The 24,670-nt window shown below is 54.3% G+C and carries 20 protein-coding genes, 1 tRNA gene and 4 pseudogenes; 11 read left to right on the top strand and 14 right to left on the bottom strand.

Translation table 11 applies throughout. The features are described 5' to 3' along the window. Nucleotides 1–88: 88 nt before the first annotated feature. The 3 genes from efeB to efeU all read right to left on the bottom strand — a co-directional run bounded on the left by efeB (nucleotide 89) and on the right by efeU (nucleotide 3,956). The gene (gene efeB, locus NSCA4_RS0105095; RefSeq protein ID WP_016687130.1) at nucleotides 89–1,360 is read right to left on the bottom strand and encodes an iron uptake transporter deferrochelatase/peroxidase subunit; all 1,272 of its coding nucleotides are present in this window, start codon (nucleotides 1,358–1,360) and stop codon (nucleotides 89–91) included. Between the two features lie 541 nt (nucleotides 1,361–1,901). After that, nucleotides 1,902–3,065 (bottom strand): iron uptake system protein EfeO, encoded by a 1,164-nt coding sequence (efeO, locus tag NSCA4_RS0105090; protein ID WP_016687129.1) that lies wholly within the window; start codon nucleotides 3,063–3,065, stop codon nucleotides 1,902–1,904. Nucleotides 3,066–3,119: 54 nt separating this feature from the next. After that, complete coding sequence (gene efeU, locus NSCA4_RS0105085; RefSeq protein ID WP_003775827.1) at nucleotides 3,120–3,956, bottom strand: iron uptake transporter permease EfeU; 837 nt, start codon at nucleotides 3,954–3,956, stop codon at nucleotides 3,120–3,122. 506 nt (nucleotides 3,957–4,462) lie between these two features. On the opposite strand from efeU, the pseudogene mltA reads away from it, so the two are divergent. Beyond that, a pseudogene (gene mltA, locus NSCA4_RS12845) lies at nucleotides 4,463–5,786 on the top strand (murein transglycosylase A). A gap of 230 nt (nucleotides 5,787–6,016) precedes the next feature. Here the strand turns inward: mltA and NSCA4_RS0105075 are convergent. Next, nucleotides 6,017–6,481 carry a CYTH domain-containing protein gene (locus NSCA4_RS0105075; RefSeq protein ID WP_016687128.1) on the bottom strand — a complete coding sequence of 155 codons (465 nt, stop codon included), beginning with the start codon at nucleotides 6,479–6,481 and terminating at the stop codon, nucleotides 6,017–6,019. Nucleotides 6,482–6,544: 63 nt separating this feature from the next. After that, complete coding sequence (locus NSCA4_RS0105070; RefSeq protein ID WP_016687127.1) at nucleotides 6,545–6,970, bottom strand: CopD family protein; 426 nt, start codon at nucleotides 6,968–6,970, stop codon at nucleotides 6,545–6,547. A gap of 221 nt (nucleotides 6,971–7,191) precedes the next feature. Here NSCA4_RS0105070 and NSCA4_RS0105065 point away from each other — a divergent pair, with 221 nt between their 5' ends. Next, the gene (locus NSCA4_RS0105065; protein WP_016687126.1) at nucleotides 7,192–7,467 is read left to right on the top strand and encodes a hypothetical protein; all 276 of its coding nucleotides are present in this window, start codon (nucleotides 7,192–7,194) and stop codon (nucleotides 7,465–7,467) included. Between the two features lie 375 nt (nucleotides 7,468–7,842). On the opposite strand, the gene NSCA4_RS0105060 is transcribed toward NSCA4_RS0105065, so the two are convergent. Together NSCA4_RS0105060 and rlmH are read right to left on the bottom strand one after the other, a co-directional pair. Next, nucleotides 7,843–7,919: transfer RNA gene (locus NSCA4_RS0105060), tRNA-Met, on the bottom strand. A gap of 141 nt (nucleotides 7,920–8,060) precedes the next feature. Next, nucleotides 8,061–8,531 (bottom strand): 23S rRNA (pseudouridine(1915)-N(3))-methyltransferase RlmH, encoded by a 471-nt coding sequence (gene rlmH, locus NSCA4_RS0105055; RefSeq protein WP_016687125.1) that lies wholly within the window; start codon nucleotides 8,529–8,531, stop codon nucleotides 8,061–8,063. On the opposite strand from rlmH, the gene NSCA4_RS16005 reads away from it, so the two are divergent. Next, nucleotides 8,530–8,652 carry a hypothetical protein gene (locus tag NSCA4_RS16005; protein WP_255265274.1) on the top strand — a complete coding sequence of 41 codons (123 nt, stop codon included), beginning with the start codon at nucleotides 8,530–8,532 and terminating at the stop codon, nucleotides 8,650–8,652. The two genes, rlmH and NSCA4_RS16005, sit on opposite strands and share 2 nt — an antisense overlap. A gap of 77 nt (nucleotides 8,653–8,729) precedes the next feature. Here NSCA4_RS16005 and rsfS read toward each other — a convergent pair whose 3' ends face one another. The 3 genes from rsfS to NSCA4_RS0105035 form a co-directional block, all read right to left on the bottom strand. After that, entirely contained in the window at nucleotides 8,730–9,116 is a 387-nt protein-coding gene (gene rsfS, locus NSCA4_RS0105045) for a ribosome silencing factor (protein ID WP_016687123.1), read from the bottom strand. A gap of 67 nt (nucleotides 9,117–9,183) precedes the next feature. Next, nucleotides 9,184–9,795, bottom strand: a complete 612-nt coding sequence (gene nadD, locus NSCA4_RS0105040; protein ID WP_016687122.1) for a nicotinate-nucleotide adenylyltransferase — start codon at nucleotides 9,793–9,795, stop codon at nucleotides 9,184–9,186. A 57-nt stretch (nucleotides 9,796–9,852) separates the two neighbouring features. Next, complete coding sequence (locus NSCA4_RS0105035) at nucleotides 9,853–10,449, bottom strand: beta-class carbonic anhydrase (protein ID WP_016687121.1); 597 nt, start codon at nucleotides 10,447–10,449, stop codon at nucleotides 9,853–9,855. Nucleotides 10,450–10,607: 158 nt separating this feature from the next. On the opposite strand from NSCA4_RS0105035, the gene NSCA4_RS0105030 reads away from it, so the two are divergent. From NSCA4_RS0105030 to NSCA4_RS0104985, 6 genes are all read left to right on the top strand, one after another. Continuing rightward, nucleotides 10,608–11,486, top strand: a complete 879-nt coding sequence (locus NSCA4_RS0105030) for an NUDIX hydrolase (protein WP_016687120.1) — start codon at nucleotides 10,608–10,610, stop codon at nucleotides 11,484–11,486. Nucleotides 11,487–11,552: 66 nt separating this feature from the next. Next, nucleotides 11,553–12,494, top strand: coding sequence for an ABC transporter ATP-binding protein (locus tag NSCA4_RS0105025; RefSeq protein ID WP_016687119.1), 942 nt, complete (start codon nucleotides 11,553–11,555; stop codon nucleotides 12,492–12,494). Nucleotides 12,495–14,205: 1,711 nt separating this feature from the next. Beyond that, entirely contained in the window at nucleotides 14,206–15,717 is a 1,512-nt protein-coding gene (locus NSCA4_RS0105005; RefSeq protein WP_016687115.1) for a DNA recombination protein RmuC, read from the top strand. 539 nt (nucleotides 15,718–16,256) lie between these two features. Then, complete coding sequence (locus NSCA4_RS0104995; protein ID WP_016687113.1) at nucleotides 16,257–17,093, top strand: GNAT family N-acetyltransferase; 837 nt, start codon at nucleotides 16,257–16,259, stop codon at nucleotides 17,091–17,093. 68 nt (nucleotides 17,094–17,161) lie between these two features. Next, nucleotides 17,162–17,290: a hypothetical protein gene (locus NSCA4_RS16000; RefSeq protein WP_016687112.1), complete on the top strand. Its 129-nt coding sequence runs from the start codon at nucleotides 17,162–17,164 to the stop codon at nucleotides 17,288–17,290. 278 nt (nucleotides 17,291–17,568) lie between these two features. After that, a complete protein-coding gene (locus tag NSCA4_RS0104985) occupies nucleotides 17,569–19,425 on the top strand; it encodes an ABC transporter ATP-binding protein (protein ID WP_016687111.1) in 1,857 nt (618 codons plus the stop codon). Nucleotides 19,426–19,758: 333 nt separating this feature from the next. On the opposite strand, the gene NSCA4_RS16275 is transcribed toward NSCA4_RS0104985, so the two are convergent. Then, complete coding sequence (locus tag NSCA4_RS16275; protein WP_016687110.1) at nucleotides 19,759–20,547, bottom strand: hypothetical protein; 789 nt, start codon at nucleotides 20,545–20,547, stop codon at nucleotides 19,759–19,761. Between NSCA4_RS16275 and NSCA4_RS15990 the strand changes: the two are divergent. After that, nucleotides 20,428–21,172 (top strand): annotated as a pseudogene (locus NSCA4_RS15990) (M16 family metallopeptidase). The gene NSCA4_RS16275 and the pseudogene NSCA4_RS15990 overlap by 120 nt on opposite strands. A gap of 344 nt (nucleotides 21,173–21,516) precedes the next feature. Here NSCA4_RS15990 and gltX read toward each other — a convergent pair. Both gltX and NSCA4_RS15005 read right to left on the bottom strand, forming a co-directional pair. Continuing rightward, on the bottom strand, nucleotides 21,517–22,911 hold the full coding sequence (gene gltX / locus NSCA4_RS0104970; protein WP_016687107.1) for a glutamate--tRNA ligase: 1,395 nt from the start codon (nucleotides 22,909–22,911) through the stop codon (nucleotides 21,517–21,519). A 74-nt stretch (nucleotides 22,912–22,985) separates the two neighbouring features. Further along, nucleotides 22,986–23,108 (bottom strand): annotated as a pseudogene (locus NSCA4_RS15005) (IS5/IS1182 family transposase); the annotation flags it as partial. A 67-nt stretch (nucleotides 23,109–23,175) separates the two neighbouring features. Here NSCA4_RS15005 and NSCA4_RS0104965 point away from each other — a divergent pair. Then, nucleotides 23,176–24,270, top strand: a complete 1,095-nt coding sequence (locus NSCA4_RS0104965; RefSeq protein ID WP_016687106.1) for an ABC transporter substrate-binding protein — start codon at nucleotides 23,176–23,178, stop codon at nucleotides 24,268–24,270. Nucleotides 24,271–24,299: 29 nt separating this feature from the next. Here the strand turns inward: NSCA4_RS0104965 and NSCA4_RS0104960 are convergent. Next, nucleotides 24,300–24,551 (bottom strand): annotated as a pseudogene (locus NSCA4_RS0104960) (glutamate--tRNA ligase family protein); the annotation flags it as partial. Between the last annotated feature and the right edge of the window lie 119 nt (nucleotides 24,552–24,670).

Below are 24,670 nucleotides of genomic sequence, written 5' to 3'. Positions count from 1 at the left end.
ATACCGGATTCTGCTTTTCAGACGACCTTTTTCAGGGAGAGTTTGACGGATAGAGCCTATGCGCCGTCAGATTTCAGACGACCTGTATTCACGCGCTGAGCAGGGTTTGGGCGAGGAAGCCGCCTTTTTCTACACCGGGGAGGATGAAGAAATAGCCGCCGCCGAAGGGGCTGATGTATTCTTCCAGCGGTTCGCCGTTGAGCAGGTTTTGGACGAAGATGAAGCCGTCGGCGAGGTTGGCTTGGTAGCAGATGAACACCAAGCCGACGTCGAGCTGGCCGTTGGCGGCGAGGCCGCGGGAGTAGTTGAAGGTGCGGCGGTAGAGCAGGTGTTTTTTCATGAACTCGGGGTCGCGCGGGTTGGCGAGCCTCATGTGGCTGTCTTTGGGGGTGGTTTTGCCGTCGGGGTCTTTGGCGAAGTCGGCGGTGTCGCCCTCTTTTTTGCCGTCCATGGGGGCACCGCTGTATTTGCGTCGGCCGAAGATTTCGGTTTGTTCCTGCAAGGGGGTTCTATCCCAGAATTCGACGAAGTGGCGGATGAGGCGGACGGCTTGGTAGCTGCCGTTTTTCGCCCAGGCGGGTTCGTCTTGGCTGTTGGCGGCGATGCCTGTCCAGAGGACTTGGTCGGCAATTTTGGGATCGGATACGTCGGGGTTGCCGGAGCCGTCGCGGAAGCCTAAGAGGTTGCGGGCGGCGATGGCGCCGGGTTCGGCTTTGGGCAGCCAGCCGTCTATGCTCCAGCGGATGACGGCGGTTTGGGCGGTGTTTTTGATGATGTCGCGCAGGGCGGCCTGGCAGGTTTCGGGGGTGAAGGCGCAGATTTGGAGGCTGAGGTCGCCGTCGCACCATGATTTTTGGAGGCGGTCGTTGGGAAAGTCGCGCATTTCTTGGAGGTGGCGGGGTTTTTTGTCTTTGAGTCCGAAGCGGTCGTCAAAGAGGCTGCTGCCGACGCCGACGGTGATGGTGAGGCCGTCGGGGCGGAATGTTTTGCCGAGCAGGCCGCTGCCTGCGGGGGGGAGTTTTTCGTCGCCGTCTTGGTATTCGCCGCCTTGGGTGAGGAATTCGATGCGGGCGGTGAGGGTGCGGAAGAGGTTTTCGAGTTGTTTGGGGTCTTTGGCGGTGACATCGAAGGCGCACATGATGCCGAAGAGTTGGTGCGGGGTGGTGATGCCGGCCTGGTGGGCGCCGTAGCAGGGGTAGGCTTGCGGGGAGTGTTCGTTGTGGCGGGTCTCGGCGGCGGTTTCGCCTTGTTGTTTGCCGGCAAACCAGCCTGCCGCGCCGGCTGCGCCTGCGGCGAGGACGGTTTTGAACAGGGTGCGTTTGGTCGGTTGGGCGGGTTGTGGGTTGTTGTCTTGGCTCATGGCGGAGTCCTTTGCGGGGGATTCGGGCTGCGGTAGGTACGCGGGTGTTGCGTTTACAGTTTGCTATGTCGAATGTTCAGACGACGTTTAAGGTCGTCTGAAAACTTTGAATTGTCGGTCAATCCGATACACGGTAAGCAATGTACGATTCCTGAATGTATTTTGGTATGGCGGCAAGGTGTGCCGCGGTTTTAGTTTTTTTGTGGGCAAAGCCTACGTTACGGGCTGACGGCAGGGTTAGGTTGGGTTGGTAAACCTGACAAAACGTTGGAATGAAGAGGTTTTGTTGGGTCTCGACCCAACCTACGATTGCTGAATGTAGGTCGGATTCTTGAATCCGACGTTTGGCATGACGGCAAGGTGTGTCGCGGTTTATGCTTTGTCGGATACAAGTATCCGACCTACAGGGCTGTAAGGCTTTGGGTTTTCGTGGGCAAAGCCCACGCTACAACAGTTCCCTTTCGTGGGAGAGGGTATCAGCGATAGGTTTTCAGACGACCCCTTGAATGGCAAAAGGTCGTCTGAAACGGGCGGGTCTGGTTTATTTGAGACCCAGTGTGCCGCGCAGTTGGCTCAGGTCTTCGGCAAGGGCGTTAATCGGTGCCTGAAGGGTTTTGCGGTCTGCGTCGCTGAGTTTGTCGTAGGTTTCAAAGCCGTCTTTGGTTTTGTATTTGGCGAGGATGTCGATCACTTGTTTGAAGTTGGCATCGACTTTCTCGAGCAGGGCTTTGTTTTTCTCGGCAATCATCGGACGGAAGAGTTCGACGATTTTTTGCGCGCCTTCGATGTTGGCTTGGAAGTCGCTCAAGTCGGTGTGGCTGTAACGGTCTTCTTCGCCGCTGATTTTGCTGCCGGCAACTTCTTCAATCAACACTGCCGCTCCGCCGACGACTTTGTTTGGCGGGAAGGAGAGGGCGTCGATTTCTTTTTGCAGGGCTTCAACGTCTTTCATGAGTTTGTCGGCAATGTCTTTCACGCCGGAGACGTCTTTTTTGACCCACAGGGCGTGTTCGATGCGGTGGAAGCCGGTGAAGGCCGCGTCTTCGGTTTTGTCTTTGAAGTCGTCTTCACGCGCGTCGATGGCGGGGTCGAGTTCGTTGAAGAGTTCGGCAATCGGCTCGATGCGTTCGTAGTGGGTGCGGGTGGCGGCAAACAGGGATTTGGCTTTTTCGATGTCGCCCGCTTTGACGGCGTCGGTGAAGGCTTTGGTTTTGGCAACCAGCTCTTTGGCTTCACCTTGGACGTACACTTTATAGTCGGCAAGCGGCTTGGCGAGTTTTTCCAAATCGGCTTCGTTGCCGGTGTCTTTAAAGCCGCTGTCGGTTACCACCAGCTTGCCGCGCGGGTTGGTCAAAAGGCCGCAGGTCATTTCGTATTCGCCCGGCAGCAGGGTAACGGTCATTTTGTCGGAAAGTCCGGGGGCGATGTTTTCGCGTTCGTCGACCACCATCACGCCTTTGAGGATTTCCCATTCCAGCTTGCGGCCGCTGTTGTTTTTGATGTTGAACACGACTTGTCCGCTCGGTACGGTCAGTTCCATCGGTTCGCAGGCGGTGTCGTTCACGCCGACGTTGACGGCGCCGCCGGCATTCGCGCTTGATGCACCTGACGCGGCAGGTGCGGATTTTTCCGCTTCGGGCGGCTGACACGCGGTCAGACCCAAAGCCAGCATCACGGATAAAGCAGTTATATTGAGTTTTTTCATTTCAAACCTCTTTGGCATGTTGATAAGAATGAGATACGGAATTTTTAAGCGCCACTAATGGCTTTCAGACGACCTCTGCACCGCGGCGGGCCTGCTGCCGTGCAGAAACCAAATCATGACCGGAACCAAATACAGCAGCCACGCCAGCACCTCGCCCTGCGTCGGGTGGTCTGTATAGCCGAAGAAGCCGCCGAGCAGCACACCCAGCGGGCTGTCTTCATGCAGGTATTTGGAAGAATCAAACACCACCTCTTGCAGGTGGTTCCACACGCCCGCTTCATGCAGCGCGCGCAGCGAACCAGCCACCAAACCGGCGGCGACCACAATCAAAAACGCGCCCGTCCAGCGGAAAAACTTCGCTAGATTCAGACGCATACCGCCTTGATAAATCAGCGCGCCGATGACCACTGCGGCCAGTAGCCCCAATACCGCGCCGACGGGCATAGACCAAGTCGGACTCTGCTGAAACACCGCCAAGAGGAAAAACACGCTCTCCAGCCCCTCGCGCGCCACAGCCAGAAACGCCATGCCGACCAAAGCCCAACCTTGGCCGTTGCCGCGGTTTAAGGCGGTCTGAACCGAATCCTGAAGCTGCTGCTTCATCGAACGGGCGGCTTTTTTCATCCATAAAATCATATAAGTCAGCATCGCCACCGCCACCAAACCGATAACGCCGACCACAAATTCCTGTTCTTTCTGCGGAATCTCGCCCGTTGCCGAATGGATGCCGTATCCGATGCCCAAACACATCAGCGCAGCCAAAGCCACGCCCAGCCACACCTTAGGCATCAGCCGCGAATGTCCCGACTGTTTCAAAAAACCCGCGACGATACCGACGATCAAAGCCGCCTCGATACCCTCGCGCAACATAATCAAAAAAGCAATCAACATATATAAAACAAACCTTAAAACTTAATATCCAAAACTAAACCATTTATTCTTTTACCCAATCCGTTTCGCCCGCCGCCTTATCTATTCTATTCGGCTGCAATAAATCCTCTCCAATAAAATTCAGACGACCTTATGCCTAAATATTTATAAACCGATAATTAAACAAATGCAAATAATTTTTATTTTTAAGTAATAAACACAGTTACGAATATTAACAAGGAAATGACGAAAGTATCGGACAAACATACCGGTTTTCCGCAAACAGCGCGTCTCCCAACAGCCGATACGGCAGTCAAAATATATTCCCGTCCTTAAACAATATCTGCCACAACACACAAAGTCGTCTGAAAACCCGCCCCATCCGCGTTCAGACGACCTCACGCCTTGAGCCGAAGCAGGCGGAAAAACTGTGTTAGAATCCCAAGCTCTTGAATAAACGAACCAATATCCCGTCTGCAAACCACGTTCCCATCCACCCGATTTCAGACGACCTTTAAGACAACATTATGAAAAAACACCTATACCGCATCACACTCCTCACCATCGCCGCAGCCATCCTCTCCGCCTGCCCGAGCAAACGCATCAAAAAACTCCCCGAAACCGATACGATTACCATCAAAGGTCCGGACCGCCCGACCGGCACGCCCGACCCCGTCGGCACCACCGTCAGCGGCGGTGGCGCGACCTACACCGTCGTGTCTCACCCAGAACTGCCGCACTGGAGCACCCAACACTTCACCAAAAGCCTCCAATCCTTCCGCTTAGGCTGCGAAAAACTCAAAAACCGCGCAGGCTGGCAAGACGTGTGCGCCCAAGCCATGCAGACGCCCGTCCACCATTTCCAAGCCAAGCATTTCTTCGAACGCTATTTCACCCCTTGGCAGGTCAGCAACAACGGCAACCCCGCCGGTACCATCACCGGCTACTACGAACCCGTCCTGCTCGGCGATGACAAAGCCACAAGCAAAGCCCGCTTCCCCATCTACGGCATCCCCAACGACTTCGTTTCCGTCCCACTTTCTGCCAATTTGAGGGGCAGCAAAGCCACCGTCCGCATCCGCCAAACCGGTGCCAACAGCGGCGTCATCGACAACAGCGGCACACATACCGCCGACCTGTCCCAATTCCCCATTACCGCCCGCAGCACCGCCCTCAAAGGCAGATTTGAAGGCAGCCGCTTCGTTCCTTATTACACCCGCAACCAAATCAATGGCGGCGCGCTCAACGGCAAAGCCCCCATCCTCGGTTACGCAGAAGACCCCGTCGAACTCTTCTTCATGCACATCCAAGGTTCAGGTCGTCTGAAAACCCCGTCCGGCAAATACATCCGCGTCGGATTCGCCGATAAAAACGAACACCCCTACGTCTCCATCGGACGCTACATGGCAGACAAAGGCTACCTCCCCCTCGCACAAACCAGCATGCAGGGCATCAAAGCCTACATGAAGCAAAAACCCCGGCCGCCTCGCCGAAGTCTTGGGACAAAACCCCAGCTACATCTTCTTCCGCGAACTGACCGGCAGCAGCGAAGCCGGACCGGTCGGCGCATTGGGCACACCGCTCTTGGGTGAATACGCAGGTGCCATCGACCGCCACTACATTACCTTAGGCGCGCCGCTGTTTGTCGCCACCGCCCATCCGACCACCAAAAAAGCCCTCAACCGCCTCATCATGGCGCAAGACACAGGCAGCGCGATTAAAGGCGCCGTCCGCGTCGACTACTTCTGGGGCTATGGCGACGAAGCAGGCGAAGTCGCCGGCAAAATGAAAACCACAGGCTACGTCTGGCAACTCCTGCCCAACGGCATGAAACCCGGCTACCAACCTTAAAATCGGCTAAAAAGTCAAAAGGTCGTCTGAAGACACGTTTTCAGACGACCTTTGTGATTCTTAAACAAGCCGATACAGTGAATTAAATTAAACCAGCCGTAGCGCAGGCTTCGCCCGCGAATCTGCCGATCAAATCCTAATTTGGACAATCAACCCAACCGTTTCCTTGTGGGCAAAGACGCTACAATCCGCGACCAGTATCAGCGGCGTGCCGTTATTCCCAAACCCGCCTACCAAGTCGAATAAGGATGTTTGCTCAAATACGCATTGGTAAATTTTCCTTCCGACGTAATCTCCGCGCCCAGCCAGTCCGGTTTTTCAAAGGGCGTATCTTCCGCAGGCAGCTCAAGTTCCGCCACCACCAAAGGCGCGTTGTCGCCGAAATACTCGTCGATTTCAAACACAAAGCCCTTAAACTCCACCCGATAACGGTGTTTTTCCATCTTAAACGGACACATCGTCTCCATCATCTGCTGCGCGTGCGCCAAAGGAATTTCGTATTCAAACTCGCTGCGGCTGACATCCGAAATATAGCCTTTCAAAGTCAGCCAAGCCTTGTCGTCAATAATGCGCACGCGGATGGTGCGCTCTTTTTCCACACTCAAATAGCCCTGTTGCAACACCTGCGGCGCAGAGGCTTCGCGCTTCCAGTCATCGTTTTTCAACAGGAAGCGGCGTTCGATTTCAATAGTCATCTGTTTGATTCCAATATAAAAGAAGGTCGTCTGAAAACAGGTTTTGCCAGTTTTGCAAACGCATCAAAACGGTTTGAACACCACCATATACAAAGCGACGACCATCATCAATACAGGCACTTCGTTAAACACCCTGTACCACTTGTGCGAATGCGTATTGCGTTTTTCCTCAAAACCGCGAAGCAGCGCGCCGCAATAAAATTGATAAGCCAAAAGCAGCAGACCCATCAACAGCTTCACATGCAGCCAGCCCTGCCCCCACCACCCCGTAACAAACGGAATCAAAATGCCGAACACCAGCGTCCCGAAGCCCAACGGCGACATAAACTTATACAGCCGCCGCGACATTGCCGAGAGCCGCTCATATTCCACCGGCTGCTCCGCCGCTTCGACCTGCGCCAAATTCACAAAAATCCGCGGCAGGTAAAACAGCCCGGCGAACCACGAAATGACCAAAAACACATGAAATAGTTTAAACCACAAATACATTTTCAGACGACCTCACGCTCGAAAACGCATATTTTACCCGCCAAACCGCAGCGGCTGTTTTCTTTATGTCAACGACTGTCTGTTTTACGCCCGAAAAATGATAAATCACATCATGATTTCATACTGTTTATATGCAATAAGATTAAATTTTGTTAAAATGCATATGTAATTAAACTAATATGCCCAGCCCCCGCAGGACAAACACAAAACGGAAAGAAAACATGATTAAGCAATTTGAAATCAGCGCCAGCGTTCAAAAACAAATCGGCGACTACCTCGCCGCCAACCAAACCGACCTCAAAACCGCCATGGCGGACGAAACCCGCAACGGCGAAGTCGCCGCCATCATCCATGCCGGCCTGCCCATGATGGTGCGCAAAATCTATTCTCTGGAAAAAATGAAAAACTTCTTCTGGACGAAAAAAGAGCTGATGGTCGAATTCGTCGCCATGCGCCTTGCCGCCGCCGAAAAGAAAAACGCCAAGAAAAAACGCTGATTTCTTCCGGCTGATTGAGCAAAAAGATGGAAAGGTCGTCTGAAAGTTTCAGACGACCTTTGGTATTTTAGACGGTAAAGTGAAATCATCCCGCCAACCATCCGCCGTTTCACGCTACACAAGACAGGATACGCTAACTCCCCATCCCCATATTATTGACCTTTTTAAGAAACCATTCCGATGGAGGGAGAATGGCGGTGAGAGGAAATATCCTGTTTCTATTTGAATCTATTTATCTCTCAAATACAGAAACATACTGTTTGCGGTTTTGCCGATATTTATTAGAATTCCGGATATTTCTCATGCCGATTTGCCACTTTCATGTATAGACGGCAGACAACAAAAAACCCTCGGAAAACCGAGGGTTTTTGAAATTGGTTGCGGGAGCAGGATTCGAACCTACGACCTTCGGGTTATGAGCCCGACGAGCTACCATGCTGCTCCATCCCGCGTCATAAAACAGAACTATACTTTCATTCCGGAAATGTGTCAAGAGTTTTCTTGATTAAATTGTTTATAACAAAAAAATCCTATGATTTCAGGTGATTATTTGTTAATAAATATGCGAAGCCTGCCTATGGGTACGGCTTTTGCTATTCGCGGTGGTAGGGATGGTTGTGGAGGATGGAGACGGCGCGGTAGAGCTGTTCGGTCAGAAGGACGCGCACCATGCCGTGCGGGAGGGTAAGGCTGGAGAGGCGCATCATCATGCGGGCTTGTTGTTTGAGGCGGTCGGTCATGCCGTCGGCGCCGCCGATGACGAAGCAGACGTGTTCGCCGTTTTGCTGCCAGCTTTTGAGATGTTCCGCCAGCTCGACGGAGGTCGGGGCTTTGCCGCGTTCGTCGAGGACGACGAGGAACGCGCCTTGCGGGATGGCTTCGAGGATGCGTTTTTCTTCCGCCGCCATGCCTTGTGCGGCGTTGACGCCTGCGCCGCGTTTTTCGGGTTTGATTTCTTTGAGGGTGTAGGCGACGTCGCGTCCGAAGCGTTTGGCGTATTCGCCGACGGCTTCGTCCACCCAGCGGGGCATTTTGGTGCCGACGGCGAGGACGGTGATGTTCATGGGTTTCCTTGGTCGGATGGGTCGTCTGAAAGTTTTCAGACGACCTTTGGGTTTGACGAATGATGTTGAAACGGGATTCTTGAAGCCGATATTGTTGTTGTTCGGTCAAGGGGTCGTCTGAAAATTTCGGTTTGGGCAAAAGAGATTCGGTGTGCGCAATAAGGCCGTCTGTATGCACAGACGGCTTGGGATGGCTGCTTAGTCGGCGGCGTGCCAGGGTTTTTGCGCGCCGGCGTGGAAGCTGGGTTTTTCGCCGCCCCAGAGGGTGTCGATGTCGTAAAAGTCGCGGACGGCGGGCAGCATGACGTGGACGACGAGGTCGCCTGCGTCAACAAGCGTCCATTCGCCGCTGTCGCCTTCGGTGCTGAGAATTTCGAAGCCGACTTCTTTGAGGCTGACGGCGACGTTGTTGGCGAGGGCTTTGACTTGGCGGGTGCTGTCGCCGCTGGCGATGATCATGCGGGCGAACAGTGAGGTTTTTTCTTGGGTTTCGAGGACGGAGATGTCTTTGGCTTTGATGTCTTCGAGGGCTTCGACGGCGGTTTCGACCATTTTTTGCAGGTCTTGCAGTTCTTGTTCGTTCATTGTTTTCCTAATGGTGGGAATGAAATGGGGTTTGGACGGTATTATAACTTATCTGTATGAATTTACGCTATTTTCCGCTTTGGTACAGTTTGTGTTCGCGGATGTAGCGGGCGACTTGGGGCGGGAGGTCGTCTGAAAGTCTGCCGCTTTGGAGGATTTGGCGGATTTGAGTGGAGGAGGTGTTGTGCAGGGGGGCGTTGAGGATGCGGACGCTGCCGTTTTGGAGAGCTTCGCCCAGCCAGGCGTGGAGTTCGCGCGGGGTTTGGTTGAGGTTGTCGCCTTGGCGCATGGCAACGGCGATGTGGGTTTGGCGCACGAGGGTCTGCCATTTTTTCCAAGTGTGCAGTTTCATGAGGCTGTCGCTGCCCATGAGCCACCAAAGTTGGGCAGCGGGGAATTGCTGGCGGAAGATTTGGACGGTGTCGAAGGTATACGTCGCGCCGTCGCGGACGATGTCGCAGTCGCTGGCGGCGAAGCGGGGGTCGTCGGCGATGGCGAGTTCGGTCATGATAAGGCGGTCTTGGGCGGATGCGCGGGACGGGTCTTTGTGGTAGGGGTCGCCTGCGGGCAGGAAGATGACGGTGTCGAGTCCGATTTCGTCGGCGAAGGCGCGGGCGATATGAAGGTGGCCATTGTGGATGGGGTCGAAGGTGCCGCCGAAAAGTCCGATGTTTTTCATGGGTGTCCTTGGGTGTAGGGTGTGCGCTCTGTTTGGGTTTCAGACGACCTGTCGGGTTTATGGGTTGGCGGGGTCGTCTGAAAGGCTTTCTGCTTCGGGGCTGCCGTCAACGACCAGGGTGAGTTTGCCGGTGGTCGGATGGATGACGAGTCCGTGGACGGCAATGTCGGCGGGCATAAGCGGGTGGTTGCGGATGACTTTGACGGTGTGGCAGACGCTGTCTTCTACGTTGTCAAAACCGGTCAGCCAGTTGTCGAGGTTTATGCCCGCGTTGCGCAGGGTTTCGATGCGGTCGTCGGGGATGTTGTTCTCGCGTACTTTTTCGAGGAAATCGGCGGCGTTCAGCCCTTTCATGCCGCAGTCGTAGTGGGCAATGACCATGATTTCTTTGACTTTGAGTTCGAACACGGCGACCAAAAGGCTGCGCATGACCGACCCCCAAGGATGGGTAACGAGTGCGCCGGCGTTTTTGATGAGCTTGGCGTCGCCGTTTTTCAGTCCGAGCGCGTTGGGCAGCAGCTCGATGATGCGCGCGTCCATGCAGGACAGGATGGCCAGTTTGCGACCGGGGTATTTGTTGGTGAAATATTTTTCGTATTCGCCCGATTCGACAAAATTTTGGTTATAGGCGAGAATTTCACTCAATTCGCTCATGGTGTTGGACCTCCGACAAAATGGGACGATTATAGCCTTTTTCGGACGGTTTGGCTTTGCAGCGTGTGCCGCCTGCTTGTCGGCAGATTGGTTGCAAATTGAAGCGGAGCAGATACAATCCGCTTATGTTTATGTATTGATTGGATTGGGGAACAGCCATGTCTTCGCGCCCTTGTTTTTCCGAAACGCCCGACCGCCGCACCCACGACGCGCTCTACGATTGGGCGCGGGCAAGTTACGGCGCGGCAGACGACTGGAACACGCTCTATCTGAACGGGCTGGCTTTGGGTCGTCTGAATCCGTTTTGGTGCGAACGGATCAAACAAGACTGGCAGGAAGGGCTTTCTGAAGTTTCAGACGACCTCTACCTGCAAACGGACAACTGGCTGGCGATGGGCGACAGTTTGCAGCACTTGGCGCACGAATGGAAAAGCCTCGGACTGCTGCACGGCTGGCGCGACGAAAAGTTTGACGTGTGCGACGACGCGGGCAAGGTGCTTTTTGCGTTGGAACGCGCCGCCTTCCGCCCGTTCGGACTCATGAGCCAAGCCGTCCACCTCAACGGACTGGTGCAAACCGGCGACGACTGGCATTTTTGGATAGGCCGCCGCAGCCCGCACAAAGCTGTCGATCCCGACAAACTCGACAACCTCGTCGGCGGCGGCATTGCCAGCGGCGAAACCCCGTTTGAAGCCGTCTGCCGCGAAAGCGAAGAAGAAGCCGGACTGATGCCGCCTGCCCTCGACACCCTCCGCCCCGCCGCCCGAATCCACAGCCTGCGCCCCGTATTGCGTGGCATCCACAACGAAATCCTGCACATCTTCGACATCGTCCTGCCCGAAACCGTCCGCCCCGAAAACCAAGACGGCGAAGTCGCAGGGTTTGAATTGATGAACGTTTCGCAACTTGTCGAAACCATGTTGTCCCAAACCATGATGCACGATGCCCAGCTCGTTACCCTCGAAGCCCTCAAACGCTACGGCGCGCTCGACAGGCAACATTCGCTAAGCCTTTGGCTGGACAGCATTCGCCGCTGAACGAAACCAATAAACAAAACCCCGCCGTTTTCCTTCCCCGATTCCCCAAAAGGTCGTCTGAAACCTATGCTCCGACTTACCGACATCTGCAAACGCTTCGACAGCAAAACCGTCGCCGACCGCATCAGCCTGACCGTGTCCGCAGGCGAAACCCTCGCTGTCCTCGGACGCTCCGGCTGCGGCAAATCCACCCTGCTCAAAATCATCGCAGGCATCGACAAACCCGACAGCGGCGAAGTCTGGCTGGACGGGCAGAACATCACCGCCGTCCCGCCCGAAAAGCGCAACGTCTCGCTGATGTTTCAAGACTACGCCCTGTTCCCGCACCTGACCGCCCAAGAAAACGTCGGTTTCGGACTCAAAATGCGCCGCCTGCCCAAAGCCGAAATCGAAGCACAAACCATGCAGGCGCTGCGCGACATCGGTTTGGAAAACGAAGCCCGCCGCAAGCCCGGCAGCCTCTCCGGCGGCGAACAGCAACGCCTCGCCCTCGCCCGCGCCCTAATTATCAAGCCGTCGCTGCTGCTCTTGGACGAAGCCTTCTCCAGCCTCGACACCCACCTGCGCCACAGCCTCTACCGCCTGACCGACGAGAGCATCCGCCGTCAAAACATCCCCGCCGTCCTCGTGACCCATTCGCCCGAAGAAGCCGCCGCGCTGGCAGACCATATCGCCCTCATGCACGAAGGGCGCATCCTCCAATACGGCACGCCCGCCGAACTCTTCCGCCGCCCCGCCAACACCCAAGCCGCCCGCCTGCTCGGACTGCCCAACACAGACGATACGCGCCACATCCCTACGCACGCCATCTGCCCCGACCCGCAAGGTACACCCTGCCGCATCCCTGTCCCCTCACCCCCCCTGCCCGACAGCCTGCGCCTGACCTTCGCCCATCCCGAATACGGCGAACTGACCACCCTGTTACCCGCCGGACACTTACCCGCCGGCGATACCGTGCCGATACATATCGATAAAGAACAAATCGTTTGGTTTGAACCGTTGCGATGATGTTTTGTGTCCCGCCGTCGTTTGACCCGTCGGACAAATCAAAAAAGGTCGTCTGAAACTTTTCAGACGACCTTTGCTTTGACTTACAACAGCTTGGGGTTTTAAAACTGCCCGAGCTTATTTTTTAATCGCAGTACGCATATTGTCGGCGATGTGGGTTGCGCCGGCGGCCAGACCGGACATACCGATCAGGGATGCGGCGGCGAGTTTGATTAATTCTTTCATTTTGAGTCTCTTTCTTGTGTTTGTGTTGCGGATGTTATAGTGGATTAACTTTCAACCAGTACGGCGTTGCCTCGCCTTAGCTCAAAGAGAACGATTCTCTAAGGTGCTAAAGCACCAAGTGAATCGGTTCCGTACTATCTGTACTGTCTGCGGCTTCGTCGCCTTGTCCTGATTTTTGTTAATCCACTATATTTTGTTAATCCACTATATCGTCGGGTCGGCTTATTATTTGCCGGCTTCGGCGATGTTTTTGGCGACGGTCGTCGCGCTGGCGGTCAGACCGGACATGCCAATCAGGGAGGCGGCTGCCAATTTGATTAAGTTTTTCATGGTAATCTCTCTTTCTTTTGTTCCCTCCGCCGAACTTGGCGGTCTGCGGTTCGCGCTTGTGTCGGCATCTGATGCCGGAATCGGTTGATAGCCGAAAGCCGCTCCGCCTTGGGCGGGAAGGGTTGTTTATGGGGTTTGGGAAGCGTTTAAAATATTTCGTTTGTTTTCAAATTATTTTTTTGCAGCGGTTTCGATATTGCGGGCAACCATAGCGGCTGAAGCGGTAACGCCTGCCATACCTATTAAAGAGGCTGCGGCCAAGGTCAATAAATTTTTCATTTCGGGTAATCTTTTCTCATACTGATCAAATGTTATTTAATAACATCTACATTTGCCGTCGGCGTGTCTGCCGTATCGACAGGGGTCATGATACCGCCTTAATTGATAAATTATACAGTTTTTTAGTAAAGAAATACGCAGTAAAAATGGATTATTGTAATTATTTGATAAATTATTTTTAGTTTTGAAAATGACACCGATGTCTTGAGGAATGACACCGATGTCTTAGTTACAAGCCGATTACAAATTGTTTATTTTAGAATAGATGCTCTCGGATTTTTTGTTGCCAAATTACACCATTTTGGACGAATTTTAAATTTTTCTCATATTTTTCAATCAGATAAAAAACAACACTTTTCCGCTTGGTTTTTTGGTTTTTAGCTTCAGACTATAATCGCCATTGCCATTTTTAAAATTATCTATCCTTTTTTGGCAAAAACAGGTCGTCTGAAACCAAAATCTCTGTCCGACAAACCTGAATCCGCTGTTTTCTTGTGAAATCGCTCATTAAATAAATCTCTCATCCGGCGCAGTGGCATTGTTCCGCTTTGCCCAAAGTGGGCGGTTTTTCTAAGTTGTTGGCGGTAAAAGCCCTATTTGGGAGCAGCGAAACGTGTAAAACTTGTTTTCAGGTTTTCAGACGACCTGTTTGTGTTTATGGGTTGGCAGGGTCGTCTGAAAAGGCTTTCTGTTTCGTCGATGCCGTTTATGCTCCAAACACATCGGTGCTGTACCACGTTTGCGCCCTACGTTCTGAAATCCGCCGCTTGACATCATTTATCCGCCGTTCCACTCTATCCTATGCAAGCGCGCAGCGAGCTTGTCCTGCAAACATGCTATATTGCCGTTTTTGCTTTTTTCCGTTTTCAGACGACCTATGAATCTCCCGCTCCTTCTGACCGCCGCGCTTGCCTTTCTGTCCGGCGCGCTCATCACTTGGCTGCTCGCCCGCAACAAGGCGCAGACGCAGCAGTTTGCCCTGATGCAATCGCTTGCCGAGTGCCGCCAGCATCTTGAATTTGCCGAACAAAATCAGGCGCAAACCGCCGCCGAGCTTGCCGATGCGCGCTATCATGCCCAAGATTTGCAGGGTGAATTGCAGGAATTGGGCAACCGCTTCGCTGCCGCCGAACGCCAAATTGGTTATCTTCAAGAGCGCGAACTGGAAGCAGGTCGTCTGAAACAAGATTACGCCGAGCTTCAGGAAAACGCGCACAACCTGCACGTCCGCAACGAACGCCTCCACATCCAGCTCGAACAGGAACGCCTCGCCGCCGACGAAAAACTCAAACTCCTCGCCGAAGCCCGACAAAGCTTGGGCGACCAGTTCCAAAACCTTGCCAACACCATTTTGGAAGAGAAAAGCCGCCGCTTCACCGAGCAAAACCGCGACCACCTCAGCCAACTGCTGACCCCGCTCAACGAACGCATCCACGGCTTCAGCGAGCTGGTTCAGCAAACCTATGAAAAAGAAGCGCGCGAACGGCTGACCCTCGAAAACGAACTCAAACGCCTGCAAACCCTCAACACCCAACTGCACAGCGACGCCAAAGCCCTCACCGACGCCCTTACCGGCACGCAAAACAAGATCCAAGGCAACTGGGGAGAGATGATTTTAGAAAGCGTTTTGGAACATTCCGGCCTGCAAAAAGGGCGCGAATACACTGTCCAAGCCGCCGCCATCCGCCAAGAAGAAGACGGCGCGCGCCGCCTCCAGCCCGACGTCCTCGTCAACCTGCCCGAAGGCAAACAAATCGTCATCGATTCCAAAGTCTCGCTGACCGCCTACGTCCGCTACACCCAAGCCGCCGACGCCGCTACCGCCGAGCGCGAACTCGCCGCCCACGTCGCCAGCATCCGCGCCCACATCCGCAGCCTGTCGCAAAAAGACTATACCGACCTCGAAGGCTTGCGCACGCTGGACTTCGTGTTTATGTTCATCCCCGTCGAACCCGCCTACCTGCTCGCCTTGCAACACGATGCCGCCCTGTTCCAAGAATGTTTCGACAAGCGCATTATGCCGGTCGGCCCGAGTACGCTGCTCGCCACCCTGCGCACCGTCGCCCACATCTGGCGCAACGAACAGCAAAACCAAAACGCCCTCGCCATCGCGGCAGAAGGCGGCAGGCTTTACGACAAATTCACAGGCTTCGTCCAAACGCTTGAGGGCGTCGGCAAAAACATCGACCAAGCGCAAAACCAGTTCCAACAAGCCTTCAAACAGCTCTCGCAAGGACGCGGCAACCTCGTCAGCCGCGCCGAAAAACTGCGCGCGCTGGGCGTGAAAACCACCAAACGCCTGCAACGCGATTTGGTGGAAACCGCCCAAGAGTCTGCTTTGCAGGATACTTTGCAGGATAAGGGTTTGCAGGAAGGCGAAGAAGATTGAAGGCTGAGTCGGATTTCAGACGACGTATCAAAGACAAAAAGGGCGCATGATGCGTCTTTTTTATTTTTAACTGATTCGCTTTGCTTTTGAACGACACCGGCCGTCAACCGCCTCCCGCCTACGCCTGTGCGGGGCAGGAATGAGAGCCGATAATTAAGTAATTAAGCAGTATCAATGCAAGCAGGTTGGCAGGACGGAGAAAACAACGCTGCGGCAAACAGGTCGTCTGAAAAAGGTTCGGACAAGCACCGCTTTATTTGTTTCAGCAAAACCGGCTTCTTTCAGTTTCAGACGACCTCAAAGGCGGCATACATCCGCCCGACTGCCACGAAGCCCGGACTGTGCGGTATAATCATGAACATTCTTATAGTGAAATCAATCAAAAACGGACACAAAGCATTTATCCCGCCCACTATCCGACCGTACATTCAAACAGGAATGACCCGCGCCGTCCTTCCCGCAAAAAGGAACAGCGGCAATTTGAATATCCTTTTTTGCATGTGTCCGCCCGAATTTCAAACTTTACACAGGAAACCGCCATGTTAGTCTGCAACCCCTACGAAGTCGTGATTCACGGCACAACCAGCAAAGGTAAGATTTTCCGTCCCAGCGACTGGGCAGAACGCCTGTGTGGCATATTGTCTTCATTCACCAAAGACAACCGATTGTCCTACTCCAACTGGGTGCGCCCCATTTTGGTGGAAAACGTCCGCTGCGTCGCCGTCGATAAAAAACTCGAAGAAGACAATCCGCAAATGTTCCGTTTCCTGATGGACTTTGCCGCCGACAACGATTTGCGCATCATCGACTGCAAAGAGCTTTTGAAAGAACAGGAAGACAAAGCGCAAGGCGAACCGGCCGAACGCGTCCTACTGGCACAAGCCATCGAAGAAAAACACGCCGCCGAAAATGAAGTTGATCAAGCCGCTGCTGCCGACTACGTTTTGCGCGAGATCCCGCCCGAAGACACATCCAACGCCTTCGCCGCCCTCAGCGTCCTGCGTGCTTCATTGACCGACATCGGCAAATTCACCGAACAAATCAACACCATCCAACGCCCATCCGGCTACCGACTCTTAGGCATTTTTGAAGAAGGCAAACAGAACGCCGTCGCCGTCTGCGGCTTCCGCGAAGCCTGCAATCTCGCCAGCGGCCGCCATATCCACATCGACGACATCGTTACCCTGCCGCAAAGCCGCCGCAAAGGCTACGCCTCCCGCCTTTTGGCTGAAGTCCGCAAAATTGGCGCGGAAACAGGCGTGACCAAAATCCACCTTAACGTCCACGTCAATCAAAACCGAGCCGATGCGCACCGCCTGTATTTCAAAAACGGTTTCGAAATCAGCGCATACCATTTCCGCTGCGATCCTAAATGACCCAAAAGGCCGTCTGAAGACCAAATACGGTTTCAGACGGCCTCTTTCACTCCTAAGAAAGGAACCCCATGAAAACCGTCCTCAGCCTCACCGCCCTCTTCTTCCTTGCCGCCTGTACTTCTGCAACGGGATCGGGCGGCAGCTCGCAAGTCTATGGCGAAATCAAAACCGGCATCGAAAGCAGCCGTACCCGATAAACTGTCATAATAGTGAACCCGCGATAACTCAAAGGTCGTCTGAAAACATCATTCGGATTTTCAGACGACCTTTGTTTCGGCAAAACCCAAATCAGATTGGCAAACACACTCTCGGCAAAACATCTGCCGAATTATCGTTCCCATTTCTCCTTCGCGGTGTCTTCCCGCCGGTTTTTCCCGTAAAATAATGTCTTTAACCCCCGATACTTGTTTTCTGGCAACCCGTCCCCACCGTAGAGGTCGTCTGAAATCCACTCTATCTCAATCAAAACAATACAATGATTCAAAAAATATTCTCATGGTTCGAATCCCGAATCGACCCCTATCCCGCAGCCGCCCCGAAAACGCCTGAAAAAGGGCTGTGGCGGTTTGTCTGGAGCAACATCGAAGGCGTGCGCAAATGGATTGCCGTCTTGGCGGTGTTTACCGCCGGTATCGGCATCATGGAAGCCCTGTTGTTTCAATTTATGGGCAAAGTCGTGGACTGGCTCGGCAAATACACGCCTGCCACCCTGTTTGCCGAAAAAGGCTGGGCGTTGACGGCGATGGCGGGAATGATGGTGTTTTTCGCCCTCTGGACCTTCCTCGCGTCCAACGTGCGCCTGCAAACCCTGCAAGGCGTTTTCCCCATGCGCCTGCGCTGGAATTTCCACCGCCTGATGCTGGGGCAGAGCCTCGGTTTTTATCAGGACGAATTTGCCGGCCGCGTGTCCGCCAAAGTCATGCAGACCGCGCTGGCGATGCGCGACGTGGTGATGACGGTTGCCGACATGGTTGTTTATGTGCTGGTGTATTTCATTACTTCCGGCGTGATTCTGATTTCGTTCGACGGCTGGCTGCTGCTGCCCTTTATCGGCTGGATTATCGGCTTCGCCTTGGTGATGCGCTTCCTGATTCCCAAGCTCGGCAAAACCGCTGCGCGTCAGGCGGATGCGCGTTCGCTGATGACCGGCCGCATTACCGATGCCTATTCCAATATCACCACCGTCAAACTCTTCTCCCACGGCGCGCGCGAAGCGGCCTACGCCAAGCAGTCGATGGAAGAATTTATGGTTACGGTACACGCCCAAATGCGTTTGGCGACGCTTCTGCACACATGCAGCTTCATCGTCAACAGCTCGCTGACCGCCGGCACGACCGCGCTGGGCATCTGGCTTTGGTATCACGGACAAATCGGCGTCGGCGCGGTTGCCACCGCCACCGCGATGGCGTTGCGCGTCAACGGCCTGTCGCAATACATCATGTGGGAATCCGCCCGATTGTTTGAAAACATCGGCACCGTCAACGACGGCATGGTAACCCTGTCCAAACCGCACACCATTCTCGACAAGCCGAACGCCCTGCCGCTGAAAGTGTCGCAAGGCGAAATCAAGTTTGAACACGTCGATTTCTCCTACGAAGCAGGCAAACCGCTGCTCAACGGCTTCAATCTCACCATCCGCCCGGGCGAAAAAGTCGGCTTGATCGGACGCAGCGGCGCGGGCAAATCCACCATCGTCAACCTGCTTTTGCGCTTCTACGAACCGCAAAGCGGCACGATTTCGATTGACGGGCAAAACGTCGACAGCGTGACCCAAGAAAGCCTGCGCGCCCAAATCGGTTTGGTCACGCAAGACACCTCGCTGCTGCACCGTTCAGTGCGCGACAACATCGTTTACGGCCGCCCCGACGCGACCGACGCCGAAATGATTTCCGCCGCCGAACGCGCCGAAGCCGCCGACTTCATCCCCAACCTTTCCGACGCCAAAGGGCGGCGCGGCTATGACGCGCACGTCGGCGAACGCGGCGTGAAACTCTCCGGCGGACAACGCCAACGCATCGCCATCGCCCGCGTCATGCTCAAAGATGCGCCGATTCTGCTGCTCGACGAAGCCACCAGCGCGCTCGACTCCGAAGTCGAAGCCGCCATCCAAGAAAGCCTCGACAAAATGATGGACGGCAAAACCGTCATCGCCATCGCCCACCGCCTCTCCACCATTGCCGCGATGGACAGGCTCATCGTCTTGGACAAAGGCCGCATCATAGAAGAAGGCAGCCACACCGAGTTGCTCGAGAAACAAGGCCTCTACGCCAAACTCTGGGCGCACCAAAGCGGCGGTTTCTTGAGTGAACACGTCGATTGGGAACATAATTGAGTGTCTTGCAGTAAGCAAAAGGTCGTCTGAAAATCCGGTTTTGAATTTCAGACGACCCCAGTTCAAAATCATCTCGACAGGGCGCAAGATTGCGCCCTTCTTTTTTGGGTATATAGTGGATTAACTTTAAATCAGGACAAGGCGACGAAGCCGCAGACAGTACAGATAGTACGGAACCGATTCACTTGGTGCTTCAGCACCTTAGAGAATCGTTCTCTTTGAGCTAAGGCGAGGCAACGCCGTACTGGTTGAAAGTTAATCCACTATAAATTGCAAATCTGACCGAAGGATGGAAGGGTCGTCTGAAACCGAAAATCAGGTTTCAGACGACCCTTAATTTTCGGCGGCCAGACAATTAAACCGCCGTAACCTTCCCGTCAAAGGGTGTTTCATTCCGCGTACTTGCACTATACTGCCCCTGAAGAATACCGTCCGAAAGGAAAAACAATGAAATACGCTCCTGCCTTCCTCGCCCTTATCCTGCCCCTGTCCGTACAGGCAGCGGTCAACATCCAACGCTGGACCACCCCGCAAGGCGTGCAGGTCCTCTTGGCCGAGCGGCATGAAAATCCGATTATCGACATGGCAGTCAGCTTCCGAGGCGCAGGCAACGCGTCCGATCCCGACGGCAAAAGCGAAACCGCCGCCTTCACCGCCGCCCTGTTGACCAGCGGCACAAAAGAAATGGACGAAGAAACCTTCAACGCCCAAACCAACGGATTGGCAGTTGAAATCGGCAGCGGTACGGACAACGAAACCGCCACCGCCACCCTGCGCAGCCTGAGCCGTCCGGACACACTCAAAAAAGCCGTTTCCCTGTTCAACGGCGCACTGACCCGCCCGCGTTTCGACGAAGCTGTGTTCTGCCGCAACCAAACACAAGCCGCCACCTTCCTGCAACAACAGGAAACCAAACCCGACTTCACCGCCGCCCGAACATTGGCGCGCCTCTCTTATCCCGACCACCCTTACGGCAAAGACGCATACACCACCGTACAAAGCATAAACGGCATCACGCTTGACGACATCCGCGCGTTTTACCGCACCCGCTACGGCAAAAACAATGCCGTCGTCGCCATCGTCGGCGATATAGACCGCAAAGGCGCCGACCGCCTCGTGCAAGACGCATTGTCCGGACTGCCCGACCGTGCCGCCGCATCGGCCGACGTTCCGGCCGTCAAAAAAACATCCTGCACAACGCCGCGACATCCCCTTCGCCGGCGAACAGGCACAAATCATGCTCGGAATGCCGCTGATTACCCGCAACGACCCCGATTACTACGCGCTTGTTGCCGGCAACTACGTCCTCGGCGGCGGCGGATTCGACAGCCGCCTGATGGAAGTCCTGCGCAATCAGAGGGGCGACACCTACAGCGTGTACAGCAACCTTACTCCGGAACGTCAGGCAGGCATGTTCACCATCGCTTATTCTTCGCGCAAACCCGCCGCCCGCGCCTCGCTTGCCGCCGCACAGGAAGTCATCAGGCAGTTCATCGCCGAAGGTCCGACCGAAGAAGAAATGGCTCAAGCAAAAGCCAACATCACGGGCAGCTTCCCCCTGCGTTTCGATTCCAACGCCAAACTGCTCGGCTACTTGAACCTCATCGGTGTCTATAACCTGCCCGACGACTACCTTGAATCCTACCCCAAAGCCGTCGCCAAACTGACCGCCGCCGACGTCAAAGCCGCCTGGCAAAAACGCGTCCGCCCCGAAGACTTGAATATCGTCGTGGTCGGTGCGCAGTAAAGGTCGGGTTGAATAGACGCAAACGTCGTCTGAAAACAGGTTTTAGGTTTCAGACGACGTTTTTTATGCTCGAAACGGCTTTCTTCTTCCGAACGCTTGTTATAGCGGATTCAAACGAAAAGTCCCCATATCGGCATTTATCCGCGCAGTCGGAAGTCTGGAAAGTTGAAATAATGGTGATTTCTAAATATTCCCTCAAACGAAGGAGCAGGATTCCAGCCTGCGCGAAAATGACGGAGCAGGTGTTTTCTGTTCCAACCTGCCGTCCATTTCACAAGAAATCAAAGGGTATCGGAAAAATCGAAAAGGTCGTCTGAAAATTTTCAGACGACCTTTTCAACGTTTTAAGAACGTATCCGTTTCAACACTTCTTCTTTGCCGATTAATGCCAACACGGCATCGACGCTGGGCGTTTTCGCCGTGCCGCAGACGGCGAGGCGCAGGGGCATGCCGAGTTTGCCCATTTTGATGCCTTCTTCGTCGCAGAAAGGTTTGAACAGGTCGTGGATGGCTTCGGCGTTCCAGTCTTCCAGCCCTTCAAGGCGTTCGGCAAAGCGCAGCATACGGGCGGCGGCTTCGTCATCCCAGTGTTTCTGCACGTCCGCTTCGGCGGGCGTTTGTTTGACGTAGAAGTAGAGACACTCGTCGGCGAGGGTGTTCAGGTCTTGGGCGCGGTCTTTGACCAGTGCCAATACGTCTTCCAACGCGGGTTTTGCCGTGTCGTAAATGTCGCGCAGGGCGAGGCGGGGTTTGATAAGTTCGGCAAGTTTTTCGTTGGCGGTGATTTTGATGTGTTCGCCGTTGATCCAGTAGAGCTTTTTCAAGTCCATGCGGCTTGGAGACGGGGAAACGTCTTTCAAATCAAACCATTCGATGAATTGTTCCATCGTGAAGAACTCGTCGTCGCCGTGCGCCCAGCCCAAACGCGCCAGATAGTTGAGCATGGCTTCGGGCAGGATGCCCATCGCGCCGAAATCGGTGATGGCGACAGTGTCGCCGCTGCGTTTGGAGATTTTTTTGCCTTGTTCGTTGAGAATCATGGGCAAGTGGCCGTATTCGGGCAGGTTTGCGCCGATGGCTTTTAAGATGTTGATTTGTTTCGGGGTGTTGTTCACATGGTCATCGCCGCGGATAACGTGGGTAACGCCCATGTCGTAGTCGTCCACGACGACGCAGAAGTTGTAGGTCGGCGTGCCGTCGGCGCGGGCGATAATCAGGTCGTCGAGTGCTTCGTTGGGAATGGAAATTTCACCTTTGACCAAGTCCGTCCACTGGGTAACGCCGTCCAAAGGCGTTTTGAAGCGGACGACGGGTTGCACGTCGGCAGGGATTTCGGGCAGGGTTTTGCCCTCTTCGGGACGCCAGCGGCGGTCGTAAGTCGCCGTGCCTTCTTTTTCGGCCTTCTCGCGCATGGCTTCCAACTCTTCTTTGCTGCAATAGCAGTAGTAGGCGGCGCCTTTTTCCAAGAGTTCGGAGATGACTTCTTTATAGCGGTCAAAACGGCGGGTTTGGTACACGACGTTGTCGGCGTTGTCGTAATCGAGACCGACCCATTTCATGCCGTCGAGGATGATGTTGACGGATTCGGCGGTAGAACGCGCCAAGTCGGTGTCTTCGATACGCAATAAGAACTCGCCTTTGTGATGGCGGGCAAACGCCCATGAAAACAAGGCGGTGCGTACGCCGCCGATGTGCAGGTAGCCGGTGGGGCTGGGGGCGAAACGGGTTTTGACGGTCATGATGGCTCCAAAGTCTTTGAAAACAGGTATTTTACTTTTTCGGCAAGGTTTAAACAATGTAAGGCCGTCTGAAAATATAGTGGATTAAATTTAAACCAGTACGGCGTTGCCTCGCCTTGCCGTACTATTTGTACTGTCTTCGGCTTCGTCGCCTTGTCCTGATTTAAATTTAATCCACTATAATGTCGGCGCAGAAGGACCGTCTGGGAACTTTTCTCCTGAAAACAAGACAAATGATAATTATTTCTTTGAAAGTATCCGCTCATGAACAAACGCGCTTTATTTGCCGCCCTCGCCCTCCTGCCCCTTTTTGCCCAAGCCGAAATCAAAACTATCAAAGACGTATTGGGACGCGAAGTCAAAGTCGATGTCCCTGTCAAACGCGCGGTTTTGGCGTTTTACTATCCCGACTATATCGCGGTAACGGGCGCGGACAAATTTAAAAACGTCATCGGCATTTCGCGTGAGTTTTGGGAGAAATTCAATCCCGGCAGCTGGGCGATGTTCAAACAGAAGCTGCCTACGCTGCAAAACATTGCGGACATCGGCAACATCAGCACCGGCACGTTTTCACTGGAGAAAACGCTCGCGCTCAAGCCGGACGTATTGATTCTGGCCGACTGGCAGTATAAGGCCGTCGCCACCCACCTGCCGCGCATTAAAGCGGCAGGCATACCCGTCGTCGTGGTCGATTTCAACGCCGAAACCGTCGCGCGGCACACGCGCAGTGCGGAAATTTTCGGCGAACTCAACGGTACGCAGGCGCGCGCCCAAAAAATTGCCGCCGAATACGCCCGAGGCATTGCCGATATCCAAAAACGCGTCGCGCGCTCCAAGCAGTCCAAACCGAAAATCTATATCGAGTTCGGCGACAAAGGCCCGTCTGAATACAGCTACACCTTCGGCAAAGATATGTGGGGCGCGATTGCCGACACAGCAGGCGGCAACAATATCGCCGCGCCTTACGTTAAAAACTGGGGACCGATAAACCCTGAAAAATTCCTGACGGCCAAACCCGACGTCATCGTCATTTCGGGGACGGAAAACGGCCATAAAGACAAGCCTGGCATTATGGCGATGGGCATAGGCATCAGCCAGGCCGATGCGCAACGCCGCCTGGCCGGATTTGTCAAACGCAAAGGCTGGGCAGACATTCCTGCCGTCAAAAACAAACGCGTTTACGGCATCTACCACACCGCCTCCCGCTCGCTCACCGATTTGGCCAGCGCGCAATTTATCGCCAAAACCCTGTATCCGCAGCAGTTTGCCGACATAGACCCAAACAAGACCTATCTGGACTTCTACCGCAAATACCTGCCCGTCGTGCCGGACGGTACGTTTTACATCCGATTGAAATAGCGGCTGCAAAAATCATAGGCTCAGGCCGTATAGCGGTCGAAACGGCGGGTTTGGTACACGACGTTGTCGGCGTTGTCGTAATCGAGACCGACCCATTTCATGCCGTCAAGGATGATGTTGACGGATTCGGCGGTGGAACGCGCCAAGTCGGTGTCTTCGATACGCAATAAGAACTCGCCTTTGTGATGGCGGGCAAACGCCCATGAAAACAAGGCGGTGCGCACGCCGCCGATGTGTAGGTAGCCGGTGGGGCTGGGGGCGAAACGGGTTTTGGCGGTAATGATGGCTCCAGAATCTTTTAAAACGGGTATTTTACTGTTTTTAGAAGGAATCGGACAATGAAAGGTCGTCTGAAACCTGAAAATTCGGTTTTCAGACGACCTTTTTTGAAGCTTGCCTA

Origin of the sequence: Neisseria sicca 4320 (genome assembly GCF_000193735.1) — a bacterium.
GTDB lineage: Bacteria > Pseudomonadota > Gammaproteobacteria > Burkholderiales > Neisseriaceae > Neisseria > Neisseria sicca_E.
This window is presented reverse-complemented; position numbering and strand designations above follow the sequence as displayed.